13 protein-coding genes and 1 tRNA gene are annotated in these 22,000 nt (G+C 67.5%); 9 read left to right on the top strand and 5 right to left on the bottom strand.

All coding sequences use genetic code 11. The annotated features are described in order from the left end of the window. Positions 1-21: 21 nt before the first annotated feature. Positions 22-2,853, bottom strand: coding sequence for a bifunctional transaldolase/phosoglucose isomerase (locus tag EOE48_RS22075; protein ID WP_127733062.1), 2,832 nt, complete (start codon positions 2,851-2,853; stop codon positions 22-24). Between the two features lie 154 nt (positions 2,854-3,007). Between EOE48_RS22075 and EOE48_RS22070 the strand changes: the two genes are divergently transcribed. Beyond that, positions 3,008-3,092: transfer RNA gene (locus EOE48_RS22070), tRNA-Leu, on the top strand. Positions 3,093-3,791: 699 nt separating this feature from the next. Here EOE48_RS22070 and EOE48_RS22065 read toward each other — a convergent pair. Then, the gene (locus EOE48_RS22065) at positions 3,792-4,673 is read right to left on the bottom strand and encodes a LysR substrate-binding domain-containing protein (RefSeq protein ID WP_127733045.1); all 882 of its coding nucleotides are present in this window, start codon (positions 4,671-4,673) and stop codon (positions 3,792-3,794) included. Positions 4,674-4,992: 319 nt separating this feature from the next. Here EOE48_RS22065 and EOE48_RS22060 point away from each other — a divergent pair, with 319 nt between their 5' ends. The 7 genes from EOE48_RS22060 (at position 4,993) to EOE48_RS22025 (ending at position 15,130) form a co-directional block, all read left to right on the top strand. After that, a complete protein-coding gene (locus tag EOE48_RS22060; protein WP_127733044.1) occupies positions 4,993-6,276 on the top strand; it encodes a ribulose-bisphosphate carboxylase large subunit family protein in 1,284 nt (427 codons plus the stop codon). Next, a complete protein-coding gene (locus tag EOE48_RS22055; protein WP_127733043.1) occupies positions 6,273-7,655 on the top strand; it encodes a four-carbon acid sugar kinase family protein in 1,383 nt (460 codons plus the stop codon). The genes EOE48_RS22060 and EOE48_RS22055 overlap by 4 nt, the downstream gene beginning before the upstream one ends. Before the next feature lie 14 nt (positions 7,656-7,669). After that, a complete protein-coding gene (locus EOE48_RS22050) occupies positions 7,670-8,449 on the top strand; it encodes an SDR family NAD(P)-dependent oxidoreductase (RefSeq protein WP_127733042.1) in 780 nt (259 codons plus the stop codon). Between the two features lie 46 nt (positions 8,450-8,495). After that, positions 8,496-9,515: a TRAP transporter substrate-binding protein gene (locus EOE48_RS22045; RefSeq protein WP_127733041.1), complete on the top strand. Its 1,020-nt coding sequence runs from the start codon at positions 8,496-8,498 to the stop codon at positions 9,513-9,515. A gap of 631 nt (positions 9,516-10,146) precedes the next feature. Beyond that, positions 10,147-11,559 carry a pyruvate kinase gene (gene pyk / locus EOE48_RS22035; RefSeq protein ID WP_127733040.1) on the top strand — a complete coding sequence of 471 codons (1,413 nt, stop codon included), beginning with the start codon at positions 10,147-10,149 and terminating at the stop codon, positions 11,557-11,559. A gap of 194 nt (positions 11,560-11,753) precedes the next feature. Next, positions 11,754-13,646 (top strand): TRAP transporter large permease, encoded by a 1,893-nt coding sequence (locus tag EOE48_RS22030; RefSeq protein WP_127733039.1) that lies wholly within the window; start codon positions 11,754-11,756, stop codon positions 13,644-13,646. A gap of 494 nt (positions 13,647-14,140) precedes the next feature. Next, on the top strand, positions 14,141-15,130 hold the full coding sequence (locus EOE48_RS22025; RefSeq protein ID WP_187371509.1) for a helix-turn-helix transcriptional regulator: 990 nt from the start codon (positions 14,141-14,143) through the stop codon (positions 15,128-15,130). A 587-nt stretch (positions 15,131-15,717) separates the two neighbouring features. Here EOE48_RS22025 and EOE48_RS22020 read toward each other — a convergent pair. Then, complete coding sequence (locus EOE48_RS22020; RefSeq protein ID WP_127733037.1) at positions 15,718-16,392, bottom strand: glutathione S-transferase family protein; 675 nt, start codon at positions 16,390-16,392, stop codon at positions 15,718-15,720. A gap of 190 nt (positions 16,393-16,582) precedes the next feature. Next, a complete protein-coding gene (locus EOE48_RS22015; RefSeq protein ID WP_127733036.1) occupies positions 16,583-17,335 on the bottom strand; it encodes an SDR family oxidoreductase in 753 nt (250 codons plus the stop codon). Between the two features lie 292 nt (positions 17,336-17,627). Between EOE48_RS22015 and EOE48_RS22010 the strand changes: the two genes are divergently transcribed. Beyond that, positions 17,628-18,527, top strand: a complete 900-nt coding sequence (locus EOE48_RS22010) for an AraC family transcriptional regulator (RefSeq protein WP_127733035.1) — start codon at positions 17,628-17,630, stop codon at positions 18,525-18,527. Between the two features lie 708 nt (positions 18,528-19,235). On the opposite strand, the gene EOE48_RS22005 is transcribed toward EOE48_RS22010, so the two are convergent. Further along, complete coding sequence (locus tag EOE48_RS22005; RefSeq protein ID WP_246154700.1) at positions 19,236-21,215, bottom strand: methyl-accepting chemotaxis protein; 1,980 nt, start codon at positions 21,213-21,215, stop codon at positions 19,236-19,238. Positions 21,216-22,000 lie beyond the last annotated feature (785 nt).

Here is a 22,000-nt window from a genome sequence, read left to right as displayed (position 1 = left end):
GGCGGCTCCCGGTATCCTGGCTCAGGCCAGCGCCTTGCGCAGCCGCTCCAGGCCGCGTCCGACGTCGCCCTTGATATGGACCCGCAGCGCCCGGCGCCCGCGCTCCGACAGCACGCCGAAATCACCCCGCGCCTGGGCCGCGATCACGGTGCCGAAGCCGAGCGTGCGGCCCGGAATCGCGAGACCCTCGGCGTCGTCGGCGGTGATCTGCAGGAAGACGCCGCTGTCGGGCCCGCCCTTGTAGGCCTGCCCGGTCGAGTGCAGGAAGCGCGGCCCGAACTCGACGCAGGTCGCGACCCGCCTGGTGTCGCGCAGGTGCAGCCGTGCCGCCTGGAGTGGGGCGAGATGCTCGGGGTTGCGCGCGACGTAGGCCAGCAGCGCGACGTAGTCGCCGGCGCCGACCCGGCCGATCTGCGCCTTGATCCAGCTCTCCGGGTCGCTGCCGGCGCCGGCCTCGCGCAGGGCGTCGGCATTCTGCGGGTCGGTGAAGAGGGCGAGCCCGTCGTCCCCCGCCACCGGCGTCTCGGCCGGCAGCGCGCCGTTCGTCTCGGCGGCGGTGGTCAGTTCGCGGGTCTTGATCTTGCTCGCCTCGACGTCGGGCTGGTCGAAGGGGTTGATGCCGAGCACCGCCCCCGCCACCGCGGTCGCGATCTCGAAGCGGAAGAATTCCTGCGGCAGCCCCTCGCGGCCGGCGAGGGCGATGCGCACCACCGGATGCCCGGCCTTCTCGATGGCGTCGAGCGCCGCGTCCTGGGCCGGGTCGCCGCCGCCGTCGAGGCGCAGTTGCACGAAGATCCGGTCGTTGCCGTAGACCTCCGGCGCGCCGAGGGTCTCGCCGTCGATCGGGATCAGGCCCTTGCCCTCCTTGCCGGTCGATTCGGCGATGAGCTGCTCGGCCCAGGCCCCGAAAGTGTCGATGCCCGGCGAGGCGACGAGGGTGACCTTGTCGCGGCCCTGGTTGCGGGCGGCGACGCCCAGCGCGAGGCCGAGCTGCACGCCGGGATTGAGGTCCGGCGGCACGTCGGAGCCGCAGGACTGGACCATCCGCAGGGCCTGCGCCAGGAACGCCGCGACGTCGATCCCCATGGCGGCCGCCGGCACCAGCCCGAAGGCCGACAGCACCGAGTAGCGGCCGCCGATCTGCGGCACGCCGTGGAAGATGCGCCGGAAGCCGTCCTGCTTCGCCGCCGTCTCCATCGCCGAGCCGGGATCGGTCACGGCGACGAAGTGCTGCCCGGCCTTGTCGCCCAGGATCTCGCGGACCCGGGCCAGGAAGTAGTCGCGGAAGACGTTCGGTTCGAGGGTCGAGCCCGACTTCGACGCGACGATGAACAGGGTCTTCGTCAGGTCGACCGCCGCCTCGACCGCCCGCACCTCGGCCGGGTCGGTGGAATCGAGGATGCGCAGGCGCGGGAAGCCGGGCTTGGTCCCGAAGGTCTCGGCCAGCACCTCCGGCCCGAGGCTCGACCCGCCCATGCCGAGCACCACGGCGTCGGTAAATCCTTCCGCCCGCACCTCCTCGGCGAAGGCGGCGTAGTCGGCGGCCTTCGCCGCCTCGTCGCCCACGATGGTGAGCCAGCCGAGCCACTTCGCCTCGTCGGCGTCGCTCCACACGGCCGGGTCGCGCTGCCACAGCCGGCGGGCGAGCCCGTCCTTGCGCCACTGCTCGACGGCCTTGCCGTGCGCCTCGCTCAGCGAGCCGAGGGCGAGGGTCTGGCGGTCGAGCCTGTCGCCGAGGAATGTGTCCCGCTTGCCCGCGACGGCGCCCAGCACCTTGTCGGCGGCGTCGACGAAGAGCTGCACGCCCTCCTGCACCAGGGTCTCGGCGACCGTGTCGAGGTCGATTCCCGCCCGGGCGAGGTCGGCGAGCACCCGCTCGGCCCCGCCGACATCCTCCTCCAGGCTCGCCCGGACCGTGCCGTGATCGCGAAAGGCGTCCATCGTCGCCGGCGGCATGGTGTTGACCGTGTCGGGCCCGATCAGCTCCTCGACGTAGAGCACGTCGGAATAGGCCTTGTTCTTGGTGCCGGTGGAGGCCCAGAGCAGGCGCTGCTTCTGCGCGCCCTTGGCCGCCAGCGCGTCCCAGCGCAGGCCGGCGAACAGGCGCTTGTAGCGCTGATAGGCGAGCTTCGCGTTGGCGATCGCGACCTTGCCCTTCAGCCCCTCCAGGGCGGCGCGGTCGCCGCCCTGCGCGATCCTCTGGTCGAGGAGCTTGTCGACGGCGGCGTCGATGCGGCTGATGAAGAAGCTCGCCACGCTCGCGACCCGGCCGACGTCGCCGCCGGAGGCCGCGAACCGCTCCAGGCCCTCGATGTAGGCGTTGGCCACCGCCTCGTAGGCGTCCTGGGCGAACAGCAGGGTGATGTTGACGTTGACGCCCTCGGCGGTGAGGTCGCGGATCGCCGACAGCCCCTCGGGCGTCGCCGGCACCTTCACCATCAGGTTGTCGCGCTTCACCGCGGCCCACAGCCGGCGCCCCTCGGCCAGGGTCTCGGCGGTGTCGAGGGCGAGGTAGGGCGAGACTTCGAGGCTGACGAAGCCGTCGCTCCCCTTCGAGGCGTCGTAGACCGGCCGCAGCACGTCGGCCGCCGCCTGGATGTCCGCGATGGCGAGGCCCTCGTAGAGGTCGATGACCCGCTGGTCGCCGCCCCCCAGCGCCTGCTTCAGGGCGCCGTCGTACTCGTCGGAATGGCCGATCGCCTTCTCGAAGATCGCCGGGTTCGAGGTCACGCCGCGCAGGCCGTCATCCTCGACCAGGGCCTTGAGCTTGCCCTCCGCGACGAAGCCCCGCGCCACGAAATCGAGCCACACCGCCTGACCCTGTTCCGCGTGGAGCGCCTTGAGCGGATTCATGCCGATGTCCTTCGTCTTCGCCCGGCCAATGTGGACCATGCGCCGCTCCTGTCCAGGGGGCGGCGGCGGCCGGCAGCCATTCGGCGCCCAGCTCGCGCTCCCGGTCGGCGCCGGGATTGACAGTCCCGCCCCGTATCGGCAGACGAGGCCCCGGGCCCGCATGGCGGAACTGGTAGACGCGGACGACTCAAAATCGTCAGCCGCAAGGCGTGGGGGTTCGATTCCCTCTGCGGGCACCATGTAAAAAATAAGCTATTGCAATCAATTTTTATTTTCCGGATGCATCCCGCACCTCGGCGACCGGTGCGGGAGCGGCCGGCGCTTCCCGGGCGAGGCATTGTACCAACGGCCCAGGATGCCGACGCATCGACTCGATCTCGGGCAGGCCCGAGATCGACGGGGCCGTTGACCCATCTTGGATTTCGGAAAGCCTGTTTGACTCTCGATCTAAAGAACAAGCTCCCCCCTGTCCCGGACGACTGGAACGCAGTGGAAGGAGATCCGGGATCCAGCACAACAAGTCGCGAAGCGTCCATACTCAGCGACAGTGCTGTCAGACTGAGCCGCTTCGCGGCACATCTGACGTCTGGATCCCGGATCTCCTTCCGCTGTCGCTTCAGTCGTCCGGAAAAGGGGTGCTTCGCGCGATGAATACGATGGACCATCGCTCAAACAGGCTCTGACACCGAGCCCAGACGTTCGGGACCTTGGGCTCGGCAAGCATTCGAGAATGGAACCAGAGGTCGTCTTCAACGACCGTCGGTACGACAGTTCAGGCTTCGCTTCGAGCGAGGCCGTCGGCGTCGCAGCCTCCTATCTCGGACGGTCAGACAGACGTTTCAGCGACCGTCGCCTTCGCCGCCATCAGATCCTGGTGCTCGTCGCGTCTCGACCCCGGACCCGGTGCCGCGGCGGCACCACGGCCTCGGATGAGATCATCATGCGGGCCCGGCGCACATCTCGGTGCGGATCCAGTCGGCCGTCGCCTTGACGTCGACGCGCCCGCGCAGATGGTCTGCGATCCATAGCTGCATCTCGTAGGGACCAGCGACGAAGCCGATCGGGGCGACGAGGTGACCGGATCGGATCTCGTCCTCGACGAGGAACCGGGGGGCGAGCGCGAGTCCGAGTCCGCAGGCCGCCGCCTGGATGACGAGGTAGAAATGCTCGTAGACTTCGTTCTGCGTGATCCTGAGGTCGGGCCTGCCGGTCGCGAGAGCCCAGTCGCTCCACGCCTGGGGTCGTGTCGCGCTGCCGAGGATCCGCGCACGCGCCGTGTCCTCCGGCTGCGAGAAGTCGAGACGATTGGCGTATTCAGGATGGCAGACCGGCCCGATCTCCTCGCGGATCAGCCTCTCGGCGGTTGCGCCGGTCGGCGCACGATAGATGCTCGTGCGAATGGCGATGCTGATCTCGTCGCGGATGAAATCGATGTCGTCATAGCTGACGTTGAGCCTGAGATCGATCGATCCATGCGACTTCTTGAAGTTTTTCAGTCTCGGAATCAGCCATCGCATCATCACCGTCGATGAGCATGACAGCGTGAGCGGACCGGGTTGGACGCGGGATACGGCGATCTGCATCCGCTCGAACACTTCGGCGAGCTCGGAGGCCAACTGGGCGCCCTCGCGGGTGGGGACGATCGCTCTGGGATGCCGCTCGAACAGAGGCAGCCCGAATCTGTCTTCGAGGGTCTTCACGTGGCGGCTGATCGCGCCCGGGGTCACGCCGAGTTCGACGGCCGCAGCATTCATGCTTCCCAGGCGGGCCGCCACTTCGAAGGCACGCAACGCATTCAGCGGTAAGTGGGTCGTGGGCAAGGCGGCCTCTTCTCGAGGGAGGAGTGAGATGAGTTTTTGTCAACTCAGAGCGCGCATATTTCGGCTGTTCAGCATTGGCCGTCTGACCTATGGTTCGCTCTAGCACCAGGGAACAGACAAAGAAAGTCCTGGTAAGCATCGATTTCTTTATTGTTCATATATCAGTTCTCTATCGCAAGCATGCGGCTACGGAAAGTATGGTTTCGTAATCGTAATATAGAAATAAAGATCTATTATATTTTGTCATTTTCTGCTCGAACGAGCAAAATATCGCTATATAACAAGACGATGTCCTGAACAAAATTCTAGGGAGGTAATCATGTCGACCGTCTCTCGAGTCGTGAATCCGTCACTGCTTCGCATCGAAGCAGACTATCTCCTAGAGACTGCGAACGATCCCCGCTCGGTGGCCGAGACCATGGCTGGCGAGCAGTCCTGCGGTACCTTCGTGTCGGTTCCGGGCGAGACGCCGGAGCTGAAGGCCCGCTCGGCCGCTCGGATCGAGCGCCTGGAAATGCTCGACGAGCCGGTGGCGGCCCCGTCGCTGCCGACGACGGCCCGGGTGGGTCCCGCAACGCTACGACGCGCCCTCGTCACCCTGTCCTGGCCGATCGAGAATCTCGGTCCCTCGCTCCCGAACCTGCTCGCCACCGTCGCCGGCAACCTGTTCGAGTTGCGCGCGGTCACCGGCCTGCGCCTCCTCGACATCCGCCTGCCGCAGGCCTTCGCCGACGCCTATCCGGGCCCCCGCTTCGGAGTCGCCGGCACGCGCCGCTTGGCCGGGGTGCAGGACGGCCCGATCATCGGCACCATCATCAAACCGAGCGTCGGCTTCGGGCCGGACGAGACCGCCGCGCTGGTGCAAACCCTGTGCGAGGGCGGCATCGACTTCATCAAGGACGACGAGCTGCAGGGCGACGGGCCGCACTGTCCGTTCGACGACCGTGTCCGCGCGGTGATGCGGGTCGTCAACGACCACGCCGAGCGCACCGGCAAGAAGGTGATGGTCGCGTTCAACCTCACCGGAGAGCTCGACCAGATGCGCCGGCGCCACGACCTCGTGCGCGACCTCGGCGGCACCTGCGTCATGGCGAGCCTCAACTCGGTCGGCCTCGTCGGGATGATCGAGCTGGCGCGGATGAGCGAGCTGCCGATCCACGCCCACCGCAACGGCTGGGGCTACCTCACCCGCCATCCGCTCCTCGGCTGGTCCTACGTCGCCTGGCAGAAGATCTGGCGACTGGCCGGCGCCGACCACATGCACGTCAACGGGCTGGCCAACAAGTTCTCGGAGACCAACGACAGCGTCGTCGCGTCTGCCCGGACTTGCCTCACCCCGCTGTTTCCCGACAAGCCCTGCCTCGCGATGCCGGTCTTCTCCTCCGGCCAGACGGTCCTGCAGGCGCCCGGCACCTACGCCGCACTCGGCTCTGCCGACCTCATCGTGACGGCCGGCGGCGGCATCATGGCCCATCCGGACGGGCCGGCAGCCGGCGTCGCGGCGCTGCGGCAGGCCTGGCAGGCGGCGGTCTCCGGCATCCCGCTCGACCGGTACGCCCGCGACCACCGGGAACTCGCGCTGGCCCTGGGAGACGCCGCATGAGCCCCGCGTCTCCCCGCCCCCTGCCCGACGGGCCGCTCGTCGCCTTCTACGGCGACGACTTCACCGGCTCGTCCGCCTCGATGGAGGTGCTGGCCTTCGCCGGCCTGCCGACCGTCCTGTTCCTGCAACCGCCGTCCCGGCAGCGGCTCGCGGATTTCGCCGGGATGCGGGCGATCGGCATCGCCGGCACCGCGCGGGCGCAGTCGCCCGCCTGGATGGACGCGCACCTGCCGGGGACCTTCCGGCTGCTCGCCGAGCTCGGCGCCCCGGTCGCGCACTACAAGGTCTGCTCGACCTTCGATTCCGCCCCTCACATCGGATCGATCGGGCGGGCGGCCGACATCGGCGCGGCGGTGTTCGCGCCGGCCTGGACGCCGATGGTGGTGGCCGATCCCGGGATGGGCCGCTACCAGAGCTTCGGCCACCTGTTCGCGCTCGCCGACGGCACGGGCTACCGCCTCGACCGGCACCCGACGATGTCGCGCCACCCCTCCACGCCGATGGACGAGGCCGACCTCGGTCGCCACCTCTCCCGCCAGACCGAGCAGTCCCTCGGCCTCATCGACTTCGTGACGATGAAGCGCGGGCAGGCCGGAGCGCAGCTCGATCGTGCGCTGGAGAAGGGGGCCGAGATCATCTCCCTCGACGTGCTCGACCGGGAGACCTTGATCGAAGCCGGGCGCCTGATCTGGGAGTGGGGCGGCACGCCCACCTTCGGCATCGGCTCGCAGGGGTTCGAGGCGGCGCTGGTGGCCTACTGGCAGGCGACCGGGCTGCTCCCGGCCGAACCGAACCTGCCGCGTCCCAAGGCGGTCGACCGGATCGCCTGCGTCTCGGGCTCCGTCTCGCCGGTGACGGCCGCACAGATCGCCCACGCCCTCGACCACGGCTTCGCCGGCCTGCGGCTCGACACCCGGTGCGTGGTCGACCCGGTGGCGTGGGAGCGCGAGATCGGCCGCGCCGGCGAGGCAGCCCTGGCCGCCCTCGGCGAGGGCCACGACCCGCTCGTCTTCAGCGCCACCGGTCCGGACGACCCGGCCGTCCCGGCCTTCCTGGGGGCGACCCAGGCGGCGGGCCTGTCGGCCGAGGTCGTGAACGAGCGGCTCGGAGCAGGACTCGGACAGATCCTGCGCACCGTGGTCGCGAAGGGCGGCCTCACCCGTGCGGTGATCTCGGGCGGCGACACGTCGGGCCGGGCCGCCGCGCAGCTCGGCATCGACGCACTGACCGCGATCGGGCCGCTGGATCCCGGCTCGCCGCTCTGCCGCACCCACGGCGAGGGCGGGCCGGTCGACGGGCTGGAGATCGCCCTGAAGGGCGGACAGGTCGGACGCCCCGACTTCTTCCACGCCGTCAAGCAGGGCGGACGTCAACCATGAGGGAGGAAACCACTATGCCCAACAGACTCGACGGAAAGGTCGCCCTGGTCACGGGTGGCGCGCGCGGCATCGGGCTCGCGACCGCCCGGGCGTTCGCGAGGGAGGGGGCGCGCGTCGTCATCGCCGACGTGAACGAGGAGGGCGCACGCAAAGCCGCCGCCGAACTCGGCGGCGGGGCGCTCGGGGTCGGCGTCAACGTGGCGGATCCCGCCTCCGTCGCGGCCATGATCGAGACCATCGTCGAGGCGTGCGGGCGGATCGACGTCCTGTTCAACAACGCCGGGGTCGGCGGCAACACGCCGTTCCTGGACCTGAAGCTGGAGGACTGGAACCGCATCGTCGGCATCAACCTGACCGGTGCGTTCATGGTGGCGCAGGCCTGCGCCCGCGAGATGGTCAAGGTCGGCGGCGGCAAGATCGTCAACATCGCGTCGCTGTCGGGCCAGCGCGGCGGCAACGGCCGGGCGGCCTACGGCTCGGCCAAGGCCGGGCTCGAACTGCTCACCAAGGTGATGGCGGTCGAACTCGCCGAGCACAACATCAACGTCAACAACATCGCGCCCGGCGCGATCGAGACCGAGATGGCGAAGTTCGCCCACGATCAGGCCACCCGCGCCGCCTACAACTACCTCATCCCGATGACGCGCTACGGCACGCCCGAGGAGATCGCCGACGCGGCGGTGTTCCTGTGCTCGGACGAGGCCCGCTACGTCCACGGCCACACCCTCAACGTCGACGGCGGCTTCCGCGAGGCCGGCCTGATGTTCAAGCGCGCCGCGCCACCCGCCGCCTGAGCGGGCATCGATCCGGCACTCCAAACACGAACCGATGGAGGAAACCATGACCATGACCCTGTCACGTCGGCGCTTCGCGACGCTGGGCGCAACGGCGGCGATCGGCGCGGCGCTGCCCCTGCGATACGCCCGGGCCGCGGAGTTCACCTTCAAGCTCGGCACCAACGTGCCCGAGACGCACCCGCTCAACGTCCACGCCCGCAAGGCCGCGACGGCGCTGCAGGAGGCCACGAGCGGCCGGGTCGAGCTCCAGCTCTTCCCCAACAACCAGCTCGGCGGCGACGCCGACATGTTCTCGCAGCTGCGCTCCGGCGCGCTCGAGTGCTTCACCCTGTCGGGCGTCAACGTGCTCTCGACGCTCATCCCGTCCACGGCGATCTCGGGCGTGGGCTTCGCCTTCAAGGACTACCCGACCCTGTGGAAGGCCCTCGACGGCCGCCTCGGTGAGCACCTGCGCGGGCAGATCTCCAAGTCCGGCATCATCGCCCTGGAGAAGATCTGGGACAACGGGTTCCGGCAGGTGACCACCAGCACCAAGCCGATCGTGACGCCCGCCGATCTCAAGGGCATGAAGATCCGCGTGCCGGTCAGCGCCCTGTGGACCTCGCTGTTCAAGTCCCTCGGCGCCGCCCCGACCGGCATCAACTTCGCCGAGGTCTATTCCTCGCTCCAGACCAAGATCGTCGACGGGCAGGAGAACCCGCCGGCGATCATCGCCGCGGCGAAGATCTACGAGGTTCAGAAATACTGCTCGCTCACCAACCACATGTGGGACGGCTGGTGGTTCCTGATCAATCGCCGCGCCTGGGCCCGGCTGACGCCCGAGCTGCAGGAGACCTTCGCCCGCGTGGTGAACGGTGCGGCGATGGCGGAGCGCGAGGAGGTGGCCCGGCAGAACGAAACCCTGCAGGCCGACCTCGCCGCGAAGGGACTGATCTTCAACACCGTCGATCCCGCGCCCTTCCGCGAGGCGCTGTCGACGGCCGGCTTCTACAAGGAGTGGAAGGGCAAGTTCGGGCCGGAAGCCTGGAGCATCCTTGAGGAGGCGACGGGCACTCTCGCCTGACGACGTCGATGCGGCAACGCTCGCCACCGAGGGCGGCGGGCGTTGCTCCTCGATGACGACCGTCCCTCGCGCAAGACCTTCTCCTTCGCAAGACCTTCTCCTTCGCAAGACTTTCTCCCTTTCAAGACTTGCTCCTTCCCGTGACTCGGGTGGGGCTTCCCGGCGCCGCTGGCGTGTCTTCCGGCGGAGTGGATGCCGGTCCGTCGTAGAAAATGCGGCAAGATCAAAGACCTGGAGCAGCGCCTGATTGCAGCGTGATCGGGCGCTGCTCTGAGCAGATTTCGCAAAAGTGGCCGCCGGTCTTGCGACAGGAATCTGCGACGAAACAAAACCTGATACCAACGGTCATTGAAAATGACCTTTGGTTCAGCTCTCGAATTTCCGCCAAGCCTCTGGCTTGGTGCCGGAAATTCGAGATGGGTCAGCGGCTCCGTCGATCTCGGGCCTGCCCGAGATCGAGTCGATGCGTCAGCATCCTGGGCCGTTGGTATGAGCGGACGAGGCGTTGGCCCGCCAACGCCAGTCTGCGTGGCAGCGTGGTCGCGACAGGCTCGAAGCGCGTCCGCGCCAGCACGATCCCGGAACTCCGATTCATCCTCGAGACAGAGGCGGCTGAGAGGCCGAACGAACGATGCGCCGTCACCGCCGCGCCAAGATCGTCGCCACCGTCGGCCCCGCGAGCGCCGCGCCCGACCGGCTCAAGACCCTGTTCCTGGCCGGGGTCGACACCTTCCGGCTGAACTTCAGCCACGGCAGCCACGAGGACCACGCCAAGGTGCACGCGGCGATCCGCGCACTGGAGCGGGAGGTCGGCCGCCCGATCGGCATCCTCCAGGACCTCCAGGGACCGAAGATCCGCATCGGCACGGTCCGGGACGGCCGGCTCGAGCTCGTGGCCGGCGAGACCGTGCGCTTCGTGCTGGAGGGAAGCGAGGGCGACAAGCAGGCGATCCCCCTGCGGCACCCGGAGATCTTCGCGGCGGCCGCACCCGGCCAGGACCTTCTGATCGACGACGGGCGGGTGCGGGTGCGGGTCGTCGGTCTCGAGGCCGACGCGCTGACCACGCAGGTGATCACCGGCGGCGTCATCTCCAACCGCAAGGGCGTGAACCTGCCCGGCACCCTGCTCGATCTGTCGCCGCTCACCGCCAAGGACCGCGCCGACCTCGCCTTCGGGCTGGAGCTCGGGGTCGACTGGGTCGCCCTGTCCTTCGTGCAGAAGCCGTCCGACGTGATGGAGGCGCGGGCGCTCGTCGGAGGCCGCGCCGGCGTCCTGTCGAAGATCGAGAAGCCGCAGGCGCTCGACCAGATCGAGGACATCATCCGGCTGTCCGACGCCATCATGGTCGCCCGCGGCGACCTCGGCGTGGAAATCCCGCACGAGGACGTGCCGGGCCGCCAGAAGGAGCTGGTCCGTGCCTGCCGCCTGGCCGTGAAGCCCGTGATCGTGGCGACCCAGATGCTCGACTCGATGGTCGCGGCGCCGGCGCCGACCCGGGCCGAGGCCTCCGACGTCGCGACCGCGATCTACGACGGTGCCGACGCGGTGATGCTCTCGGCGGAGTCGGCGACCGGGCAATACCCGGTCGAGGCGGTCGCGATGATGGACCGCATCATCCGCTCGGTGGAGGGGCACAAGCTCTACCGCTCGATCGTGGCCGCGTCCGATCCCGGCGAGGAGGAGACGCCGCCACACGCGGTCGCCACGGCGACGGCGACGCTGGCCGAGGCGGTACATGCCAGGGCCATCGTGACCTACACGACGAGCGGGACCACGGCCGCTCGGGTGGCCCGCAAGCGGCCCGCCGTTCCGATCCTGGCGCTGACCCCGAACCTCGCGACGGCGCGCCGCCTGTCCCTGATGTGGGGCGCCCACAGCGTCCATACCGGCGATGTGGACTCCTACGAGGAGATGACGTCGAAGGCCGCGCATTGCGCCGAGCAGGAAGGGTTCGCCACGCGTGCCGACCTCGTCGTCGCCACCGCCGGGATCCCGTTCCACACCACGGGCAACACCAACAACATTCGCGTCATCCAGATCTAGCTGCGATCACGATAATCCAGAACAGCGATCACCAGCTTCTCATATCGACCAGAGACCGATAGCCGGATGCGTCGTATCGGTCGGCTTTGCTTGACGTGATGAAGGATCGGGTCGCCGAAATACGACGCCGTTTCCATGCGCAAACTGCGGAAGGCGACGAACCATCTCGCAAATCTGAGATCAGGGAGGGTCACATGCACATCGATGTCACCACGGCCGAGAACACCCCCGGTGCCGACTCGCAAGCACCGCCGTGGAGCGGCCAGTCCGTGCTGAGGCGGATCGATGGCGTGCTCGGGTACCTGGTCGAGATCCCGGCCGCGCTTCTCGTGCTGGCCGAGATCATCGTGCTGCTCTCCGGCGTGATCAGCCGTTACGGCTTCCACGAGCCGCTCATCTGGTCGGACGAACTGGCCTCGCTCCTGTTCCTCTGGCTCGCGATGCTCGGGGCGGTGGTCGCGTTCCGCCGTGCCGAGCACATGCGCATGACGGCCATCGTCTCGATGAGCGGGCCGCGGATGCGTGCCTTCCTCGAGACCGCAGCGCTCGTCGCCGGCCTGATCTTCGTCGTCCTCGTGCTGCATCCGGCCTACGAGTTCGCAGCCGAGGAGGTCTTCGTTCAGACCCCGGCGCTCGAGATCAGCAACGGGTGGCGCGCCGCCGCACTGCCGATCGGCCTCGGCCTGATGCTCGTGTTCGCCGTGCTCCAGTTGCTCGACAAGGCCGACTGGCGGCTGACGGTGGGCGCGCTGACCCTGGGCATCGCGGTCGCCGCCGGCCTCGTGATGCTCGAGCCGGTGCTGCGCACCCTGGGCAACCTCAATCTGCTGCTGTTCTTCGTCATCGGCGTCGGCGCCCTGGTCTTCACCGGCGTGCCGATCGCCTTCGCGTTCGGCCTCGCCACCTACGCCTACCTGACGCTCACCACCCAGGCCCCGTCGATGGTGGTGGTCGGCCGGATGGACGAGGGGATGAGCCACCTGATCCTGCTCGCCGTGCCCCTGTTCGTGTTCCTCGGCCTGCTGATCGAGATGACCGGCATGGCCAAGGCGATGGTCGGCTTCCTCGCCTCGCTCCTCGGCCACGTCCGCGGCGGCTTGCACTACGTGCTCGTCGGCGCGATGTACCTCGTCTCGGGCATCTCGGGCTCCAAGGCCGCCGACATGGCGGCGGTGGCCCCCGTGCTGTTTCCCGAGATGAAGGCGCGCGGCGCCAAGGAGGGCGACCTCGTCGCGCTGCTCTCGGCCACCGGCGCCCAGACCGAGACCATCCCGCCCTCGATCGTGCTCATCACCATCGGGTCGGTCACCGGCGTGTCGGTCACCGCCCTGTTCACCGGCGGGCTGCTGCCGGGCCTCGTACTCGCCGTCACCCTGTGCGCCCTCGTCTGGTGGCGCTACCGCGACGAGGATCTCAGCCATGTGGCCCGGCCCTCGAAACGGGTCATCGGACGGACGTTTCTCATCGCCATCCCGGCCATCGCCTTGCCGTTCGTGATCCGCGCCGCGGTGGTGGAGGGTGTCGCGACGGCGACCGAGGTCTCGACCATCGGCATCGTCTACTCGGTGCTCACCGGCCTTCTGGTGTACCGCCAGTTCAATTGGCGCCGGCTGTACCCGATGCTGGTGACCACCGCCTCGTTGTCCGGCGCGATCCTGCTCATCATCGGGGCGGCGACCGGCATGGCCTGGGCGCTCACCCAGTCCGGCTTCTCGCAGACCCTGGCCGTGGTGATGCAGGGCCTGCCGGGCGGAGCGATCGGGTTTCTGCTCGTCTCGGCCGTGGCCTTCATCATCCTGGGCTCGGTGCTGGAGGGCATCCCGGCGATCGTGCTGTTCGGCCCCCTCTTGTTCCCGATCGCCCGTTCGGTCGGCGTCCACGAGGTGCACTACTCGATGGTCGTGATCCTGGCGATGGGCATCGGGCTGTTCGCCCCGCCGTTCGGCGTCGGCTACTACGCCGCCTGCGCCATCAGCCGGATCCATCCGGACGCCGGTGTCCGGCCGATCGTCGGCTACATGCTCGCACTGGTGGTCGGACTTGCGATCGTCATCTTCGTGCCGTGGATCTCCATCGGGTTCCTCTGACCGACGGCGCTTCCTCGTAGATCGAGAAGTCGAACGTTTCGGCGCCGACGGAAGCACCAGGGCAAGTGCCTGAACTGCATTCAGCCCTCATGCGGAATCCGGACGATCACTTCCGGATTCCGATCCCCAGCCTGCGCCGCGCGGGCTGGTCATCCGGATTTCGGACGGAATCGTCCGAAATCCGGATCAGGTCACAACGACCGGCGCTGGCACGCCACTCTTCCAGGCGCGTCCAGCGTCACGGACCCCGGCCTCCAGATCCCGCCCTCGATCGTGAGAGAGGCCGTAGCGCCCGCGGCGGCAGGAGCAACTCTCACGCGCCGAAAGGTACATCGGACGGCATTTTCTGCAGATTCGGCGCAGTTGCTTGGCTTTTTTGTTTCCGAAGACCAATATCAATGGCACGAAAACACATAAAATAATCGACTGATGCTTGTGGCGGGCAGCATCACGACATGGCGCGGGTCGGGCGGGATCATGAGGGATGCCTTTTGATGTCGAGCAGAGAGCGAAAGCCCGTTTCCTGGCGCCCCCAATCGTTCTTCTCGCATCAGGTTCATAGTGTCAGGGAGATCGAACTCCTGAACCAGCTCGGCGGCATGGCCGTCAAATTCCGCAGCCCCCGCAAATCGAGGCCGCATCTCGACGTGAGTGGCGGTCAGAGCTGCTCGATGAGCCTTTGGACCACCCAGTCGATCACTGGATTCCTGACCGTGCCGCAATTGGAGACTGATCTGTTCACGATCCGCTTCGTGAACAGCTGCCGCATGATCAGACGCAACCGAAGCGACGAGCACCTCGGATCGCCCGGATACGCGATGTTCGTCCCCTTCGATGCGATGCGCAACGAGGAGGCGTCGGCTGATTTTTCCGCGATCAGCGGAACGGTCACGAGATCTGCTCTCATGAGGAGCCATCAGATGCTCGAAGGATCTCCGGAAGCGCCGTTCCCCGACCTGGTGCCGGTCGCCCCGGTCGATACGCTGGCGATGCAATCCTTCCGCCTGTGCTTCGAGAGGATCTACCGGCGGCTCCAACTCGCTGATCCGGAGATCGATTTACTGTTTCCTCTTTTGGAGGAGGTCGTGAGCTACCAGTTGCTGTCATGCTGGCCACGTCGACCGGCCAGGGCTCGTCCGGCGCCGCTTGCCACGTCCAACGCGCAGCTGCGTCGCGCCATGGACCATATCGATGCACATCTCGCACAGCCATTGCGGCTCGCCGACGTTGCAACGGTTGCAGGCGTCAGTGTGCGCACCCTCCAACACAATTTTCGCCGCGAACTTGGAATCACGCCACTCGACTACATCATCGATCGGCGCCTGCAGAAGGTGAAGAGCGATCTGTCTTCTGAGAACAACATTGATGTCACGGTTGCCGAACTGGCACGACGCTGGGGGTTCGTCCACATCAGCGACTTCACCCAGCGCTACCGCAAGCGCTTCGGCTGCACACCGTCGGAAACCCGTCGACATGACATCTGAACTGCGTTGCAGTGGTCACTTCGTCCCGTGAAAACGCTCACATAAGAACGTCATGCGCTTTCCGACACGATTTTCGGTTTATCGCTTGACGATCCCACAGAAATTACTGTCGCGATGAGAAAATCGGCTTCGCTCGGAGCCTGTTTGAGCGATGGTCCATCGTATTTATCGTGCGGAGCACCCCTTTCCGGGCCCGAATGGGCCTACACGACTGAAGCGATAGCGGAAGGAGATCCGGGGTCCAGACGTCAGATGTGCCGCGAAGCGGCTCAGTCTGACAGCACTGTCGCTGAGTATGGACGCTTCGCGACTTGTTGTGCTGGATCCCGGATCTCCTTCCACTGCGTTCCAGTCGTCCGGGAAAGGGGGGCTTGTTCTTTAGATCGAGAGTCAAACAGTCTTTCAGGTGTGTGGAGCCGAAGGCTCCACCGCGGGGGCATCGATAGAGCTTCTGATCGATCGTTCCGCGATGAAGGAGCCGGCCTCGCCGGCCCCGGCCGACGACGCGGAGGCGGCGTCTCCGCGAGCTCAGGTCGTCCGCGAAAGGCGCGGGTCTTCTCCTGCAACTCGACAGAGCCGGTCTTCGTTCAGGCCGCGAGAAGCGCCTGATGGTGCCGGAGGTGCCGGCGGAAGCGCTCGGCATAGTCCTCCGCGACGGCATCGATGACGCTGGGGCGAGCCGCCAGCGCAGCCCGCCATGCGGAAACGCGGGGCAGGCCCTCGAAGATCGGCCGCGAGACGGCGGGATCGATGATGCCGAAGTACCGGAAGATCGGCGCGAAGACCGCATCGACCATCCCGAAGGTGGGGCCGTCGAAGTAGGGTCCCGCTTCCAGCACGGCTTCCAGCCGCCGGAGCCTGTCCTGGAACGCCGCCCGCTTCGCATCCGCCACCGCCCGGTCGGTGGCGTTGAGGAACTGCCAGGCGTCCGTGAGCGTCGCGGTGCCGAACTCGATCCAGCCCCGGTGGCGCGCCCGCGACAGCGCATCGTCCGGATACATCGGTGCGCCGTCCTGCGACTCCTCCAGATACTCGCAGATCACCATGCTCTCGAAGAGGATCGCGTCCGGCCCCTCCGGCTGGCGCACCTTGAGCACCGGGACCTTGCCGGTCGGCGACAACGCCAGGAACCAGTCGGGCTTGGCGGCGAGGTCGACGTCGATCCTGTCGAAGGGCACGCCCTTCTCCAGGAGAACGATCGCGGCCCGCTGCACGAACGGGCAGAGCGGATGGCTGATGAGCGTGAGGTTCGTGTCGGGCATGGTCGTCTCTCGGACGGTCGAGGGTGGGAGGGACGTGGTGGGCGAAGGCGCCGAGACGCGAGGCCGCCGCGGAGATGACGTCCGACGCGCGCTCCTCGAGGTTGCCATGGATCGGACCTGCTCGAAGTGTCGCGCGCGGGGGGCTCCCGGCACCGCGGAGGCGGGATTGCGGCCGTCGGCGCCGGGCCGATCACATGTTCAGGGTCCGCCCGCCGTCGACCACGATCTCCGAGCCGACGGTCCAGGCGGATTCGTCGGACGCCAGGTAGACGACCGCCTTGGCGATCTCCGCCGGGCTTCCGAAGCGGCCGACCGGGATCGTCGCGACGATGTCCTTGGTGACCTGGTCGCGATAGGCGTCGGGAATGCCGAGCTTGTCGTAGAGCGGCGTTTCGACCGGGCCGGGGCTGACCGCGTTGACGCGGATGCCGCGCGACAGGAGTTCGGCCGACAGCGTCCTCGCCATGTTGAGGAACGCCGCCTTGGTCGCGCCGTAGACCGACGAGGTCGGGGCGCCGACATGGGCGTTGATCGAGGTGTTGAGCACCACCGACGCCGGATTGGCGAGGACCGGCAGCAGGGACTGAACCAGGAAGTAGGGACCCTTCACGTTGATCGCGAAGATCCGGTCGAAGGCCTCCTCGGTCCAGGTCTCGATCGGCTGCCAGACCGAGACGCCGGCATTGAGGAAGGCGACGTCCAGTTGGCCGTAATGGTCCTTCACCGTCTCGGCGAGCCGCTGCTGCGCCTCCACGCTCGCGCTGTCCGCCCTGAGGACGAGCACGTCCGGGCCCAACTCGGATTTCGCCCGTTCGAGGGAGTTCGGGTTGTTGCCCGTCACGATGACGCGCGCGCCCTCGCTCAGGAACTGTCTGGCGGTTTCGAGGCCGATGCCCGATGTGCCGCCGGTGATCAGGGTACGTTTTCCGTTGAGGCGCATCATGATCTTACTTCGGTTGCTTGAGTTCTCGTGCCGGCAGATCGGAGCCGCCGCTCATCGCGACCGGGCCGCTGTCCGACATCCCCAAGATAACCGGGCGGGAGAGCGCCATCTCGCCCGATCCGCTCAATCTCTTGCCTGATCGTCTCATACGATTTTCGATTGATCGCTTCGCGATGCAGAAACCGGCTTCGCTCGGACGCCGCGCGGGCGACGCTTGCCCGATGCTCTCAATTTCTTGCCTGATCGTCTCACGGCCGTTGCGTGGCCGGAGGCCGATGCTACAGGAGTCTTCATGAGCGAATACCTCCAGCCGCATCTCGACCTCGCCCTGCGCCACGCGCGACCGGGCGTGACCGTGACGCCGATCCCGCGCCTCGAGATCGGCCTGGGGCAGGCGACCTCCGGTACGTCGCCGTGCCTGTACCGCTCGATGATCTGCTTCATCCTGCAGGGCTCGAAGGACGTGGCGATCCACGACAACCTGCTGCGGTACGATTCGGCGCAGTATCTCGTCAGCGCACTGGACCTGCCGTTGAGCGGCCAGATCTACGATGCCGAGAACGGCCGGCCTTACGTGGCGGTGTCGCTCGTCCTCGACCCCGCCCTGCTCGCGCAGGTCGCGTCCACGATGCCGCCGCTGCGCGACGCCGAGGCGCCGGGCCTCGGGATCGCGATCAATCCGATGACGCCGCCGCTGCGCGACACGCTGCTGCGCCTGCTGGCGCTGCTCGACACGCCCGACGACATTCCGGTTCTGGCTCCGATGGCGGAGCGGGAGCTGCTCTACCGTCTCCTGCAAGGCCCGCAGGGACGGCTGCTGCGCCACATCGCCCGGCCCGAGGGCGCGCTCGGCCGGATCCGGCGTGCGGTCGAATGGATACGCGACCACCAGAACACGCGGCTGCGGATCGAGGCGCTGTGCGACGCAAGCGGCATGAGCCGCGCCAGCCTGCACCGCCACTTCGTTGCGCTGACCGGCCTCAGCCCGGTCCAGTACCAGAAGCAGCTGCGCCTGCAGGAAGCGCGGCAACTGCTTCTCGCCGGCGACCATAGCGCCTCCGACGTGGCTTTCGCGGTCGGCTACGAGAGCGCGTCGCAGTTCAACCGCGAATATGTCCGCCAGTTCGGCGTACCGCCGGTCCGTGACGTGCGCCGGCTCAGGCAGTCGATCGGCAGTTTCGCCGTGACGTGATACGATTTCCGGACGATTCGTTCCGGAAATCGTATCACAAGCCCGCGCGGCGCATGAGCGAAGTCGATTTCCGCATCGCGAAGCGATCCCAAAGGGATCGCCGAGCGATCAATCGGAAATCGTATGATACCCATGGCCCAGGATGCCGATGCAGCAACGTCGATCTCGGGCAGGCCCGAGATCGACAGGTCCATCGACCCGTCTCGAATTGTCGATGCCGAGTCCGGACGTTCGGGACCTCGGGTTTGACGACAATTCGAGAACGCAACCAGAGGTCGCTGTCAACGGCCGTGAGAGCATTGTCCGACGAGGCGGATGCCGGTTCGTCGTAGAAAATGCGGCAGAATCAAAGACCTGGAGAAGCCTCGCGATCGCAGCGCGATCGTGAAGCTTCTCTCGTATCAGTTGCACACCGGCTTCGCGGTCCCTTGCGGATGGAACGGGGTCGCGGTTTTTCTGCACCCGTTGCAGCCATCGAAGACAGTTTTCGTCTTAGCGCGGGTCCCCCTCTCCCGAGTGGGAGAGGGGACAGGGGTGAGGGTGGCTCGGCTTCAGGATTGAGCGACAAGCGTCGAGCCGCGCAGCTCGACGCTTCGGGGACATTGCGGAGCCGTCTCCACCCTCACCCCTACCCCTCTCCCACTCGGGAGAGGGGATCCCGCGTTCAAAATTTAACCGTTGAATCAGTCACTTGGAGCCATTTTCCATTTAGGCGGCGCGAACGGTCGCGAGGAAGCGCTGAACCTCGCTCGCGAGATGCTCGGACTGGCGCGAGAGGTCGGTGGTCGAAGCGAGGACCTGGCTCGCCGCGGCGCCGGTCTCTTCGGCGGCGCCGGCCACGCCCGCGACGTTGCGCGTCACCTCACCGGTGCCGGTGGCGGCCTGGGCAACGTTCCGCACGATCTCCTGGGTCGCGGCCCCTTGCTCCTCCACGGCAGCGGCGATCGAGGTCGCCACGGCATCGATCTCGCGGATGCGGGCCGTGATGTCGGCGATCGCGGAGGCGGTCTCGCTCGTCGAGTCCTGGATCCGGCTGATCTGCGCCGTGATGTCACCGGTCGCGCGGGCGGTCTGGTTGGCGAGTTCCTTCACCTCGGCGGCGACCACCGCGAAGCCGCGGCCTGCCTCGCCGGCGCGCGCCGCCTCGATGGTGGCGTTCAGCGCCAGGAGATTGGTCTGGCCCGCGATCGTGGAAATCAGGCCGACGACCTCGCCGATCTTGGCGGCCGCAGCCGTGAGCTCCTGGACGCGGGCAGCGGTCTGCGATGCCTGCGTCACGGCGCTCCGGGCAAGCGAGGCCGAGCCCGCCACCTGCCGGCCGATCTCCTGCACGGAAGCGCCCAGTTCCTCGGTCGCCGCCGCGACGGCCTCGACATTCGAGGCCGCCTCTTCGGCGGCCGCGGCGACGGCGGTGGATTGGGACGCGGTTTGCGTCGCGGTCGCCGTCATCGCTTGAGCGGTGTTCCGCAGCTCGACCGAGGAGGACGAGACGTGCCCGACGACGCCGCCCACCGCCTGTTCGAAGGCATCGGCCATCTGGCGCATGCCGGCGCGGCGCTGCTCCTCCGCCGAGGCGCGGGCGAGGGCCGTCTCCTCCTCCAGGGCCCGGGTGCGTGCGAGGTTCTCCTTGAACACCGAGAGCGCGCCGGCGAGCGCGCCCATCTCGTCGCGCCGGCCGGCGCAGGGGATCGCGACGGCCGTCTCTCCGCGGGCGAGATCCAACGTCGCCGAGGTCATCCGGGCGAGCGGCCGCGTCACGCGCCAGGCCACGACGGACAGAACGGCGACGCTCAGCGCCACCATCGTGACGAGGGCGGCGATCGCCGCGTACAGCCGGTTGCGGGCCGCCTCGGCCGTCCCGGCCAGGGTGGCGGCGGCGGCGTCGAAGGCGACGTCCCGCAATCCGATCACGGAGCCCCACATCGGCGCCGCTCGACCGAGATAGGTCGACGAATCCATCGGGAAGGCGCCGGTGTCGAAATGCGGGACGAGATCCTGCTTCAATCCCTCCATGGTCTTGAGATAGCGGTTCTCGACCTCGGCCAGCGCCGCCTTCACGGGCTCGGGTGTCGATGCGAGCTGGGACAGCGGCTTGAGCTTGCTCCAGATCTGATCGACCCGGCCCTGCAGGGTCCAGAACTGCACCTGCTGCGCCGCGGACAGGGCTTTGCGCTCGGCGATGGCGTTCAGGAAGAGGCCGGTCTGGGCTCCTCCCTGGTTGCGCAGATCCATCGCGAGATTGGCGAACCCACCCCATTGGAAGGCCGACCCGTCGAGGGCGGCCAGGCTGCGCATCTGATCGTCGATGGCGCGTCCTGCGATCGGGTTGATCGCGAGCATCGGCGTCGTGACGACGCCGACGGCGTCGGCGCGCTGGGCCGCCGGCTGGGCCATGTGGGTCGCGTAGCTCTCACGGGCGGTGGCGTAGGTGCGCTCGATTCCCGCGAGGGTCTCGGCGAGTTGCGCCGCATCGGGAAGATGCCCGGCCGCCGCGGCGATCCGCTCGCGGGCGATCGTGAACGCCCTCTCGGTGAGGCGGTGCTGGTCGTCGAGCGGCTTGAGCTTCTCGGTGTCGGACAGGCCGAGGCGCTGGAGCGCGATGACGGTCAGACCGCGCTCGACATTGAGCTGACGCGGAAGGTCGGACAATCCGCTGATGACGCCCAGCCGGTACTGCGCGAGTCGCACATCGTCCAGGCGTCCGGATTCGCGCACGACGGTGAACGCTATCGTCGCCGAAGCGAGCGTACCGACGCACAAGATCGCGCCGGAGACGAGTGTTGTGATCTTCACGAAAGCGCCCCTCTTCTCTATGAGTCAGATGATTGCAATCAGAGGGTGCACCGATACCTGATAAATGTTATCGCATGGTTATGCAGCTTCCGCACGAGCAGGTTGCGCTGCGTCTTCGTCTCGTCGCCGTAGGGCGAGCGACGGTGTGAATTCCTCCCGGGGCGGCATCAGCCCGCCCTGGCCGTCGAGGCCGGCTTCACGTTCGGGGTTGCGCGATCGAACGGCGGGGCTTGCGTCGGCGTCCGTCCGGGCTCACCCGACGGTCGAGCTGAGACGCCCGGCGTGAGAAGGGGTCCAGGAGCCACAAGGGGCCTCCCTCGCACGGATCGACCTCCGCTCGCTCGGCGGGCGGGCGTCGCGCCGACGACGCGCGGACAGCGGAGCACGATGCAAATGTGGGAACACGATCTCAGGTTGCATTGTCGGACCCCGCAGCCAGATCGTCTCGGCGTCGACTTGCATCGAGACGATTTATCCCGTCGCTTAAATTTGTGTTGTCAAATTCAAGGCACGCGATAAAGGGACAAGATGACGTTTTGTCGGCCTTGGGGAGGCGCGCCGTGGCTCGGTACAATCGAATCAGTACTACGTAGGCTCGTCGTCGATGGCCGTGGGTGCGCGCGGGATTGCGGCTCTACTGGCGTTCGAGTCGGTCGAGCGAGACGCCGGGCTGATGATGC

It is taken from the genome of Methylobacterium oryzihabitans (assembly GCF_004004555.2).
Lineage (GTDB): Bacteria > Pseudomonadota > Alphaproteobacteria > Rhizobiales > Beijerinckiaceae > Methylobacterium > Methylobacterium oryzihabitans.
Note: the sequence above shows the minus strand (reverse complement) of the source record. Positions and strands in the feature narration are given on the sequence as shown.